This window comes from Fulvivirga aurantia, assembly GCF_009711475.1.
In the GTDB taxonomy this organism is placed as follows: Bacteria; Bacteroidota; Bacteroidia; order Cytophagales; family Cyclobacteriaceae; genus Fulvivirga; species Fulvivirga aurantia.
Window position 1 is genome coordinate 1 of record NZ_SMMD01000215.1, and the last position, 994, is coordinate 994.

At 37.3% G+C, this 994-nt stretch carries 1 protein-coding gene; it reads right to left on the bottom strand.

Features of this window, described 5'->3' with window-relative positions:
• Positions 1–3: 3 nt before the first annotated feature.
• Positions 4–994: hypothetical protein (locus E1176_RS20235; protein WP_185152506.1), on the bottom strand; the 991-nt coding region annotated here is incomplete at its 5' end.

Here is a 994-nt window from a genome sequence, read left to right on the forward strand (position 1 = left end):
TAACTACATTTTAGAAAGCGCTGACTTTACGTCCTTTATAATGTGAGGAACATGAATTTTGAGGTCGTCAAGTAGATTGGTGATTACCGAAGACTTCTGATGGTTTTGTAAATAATCCTTCCCTGAGATGGCAATGGCCTCAATTAATTTATCATCTCCGATACGCCCTTCCATGTAAAGAGACATCTCATAATACCATCTGATAGTAGGTAAATAAATCGGCTTCTTTTGATCTTGCTCATCACGGATAAGCAAACTATATTTTTTACATGTAGCTATAACCTTCTCATACTTCTCTTGCATAAGCAGCGCATGTATATAAGTTGTAAAAAATATATACCATCGTTTTGATAAAACATGCTCTTTATTGACACGTAAAAAGCTTTCTGCATACCTTTCTCCATCTGCAGGCTGGCCATTGAGGTTAAGGCATTTGACATAAAAAGCCACAAAGCCAATTTTATTATGAAAGTTGTGTGTGGTTTTCATCTCAGCCATAGATTCCTTCATCAGGCTCAGGGCTTCATCAATTTTACCTCTTCTGAGTAGAATAGAACTAAAATTGGTCAAATATTGCAAGTGGTCTGCATTCTTTTGCCTGATTGATAAGTACCCATACTCTTCGGCCTGCTGTAATACATCGAACTTACTGTGCAACATCAGACGGTTGGCATAATAGTTATAAAGTATTCGCTTTGAATAGAAAAACCCCTGCGCGAGAAGCTTGTCGAGGTCATCATATATTTTCTTAAGCTTCTCAAACTCTCGATAATTAAAATACATAAACGTAAGTCTTATGATGGCGAGGTAACGATTATTGCCATCGAGCGTGTCGTCATAAAAAGTCTCTGTAAGCCAACTTTCCCAATGTCGAGATTCTGTGTTATTTAATGAGTACTGATCGATAATATCGACCGTTGCCTGGTGCATTTTCTCATTTACATCACGAGCCCTCTGATACTCTTTTTTATATTTTGAGATCCACTCGTTTACT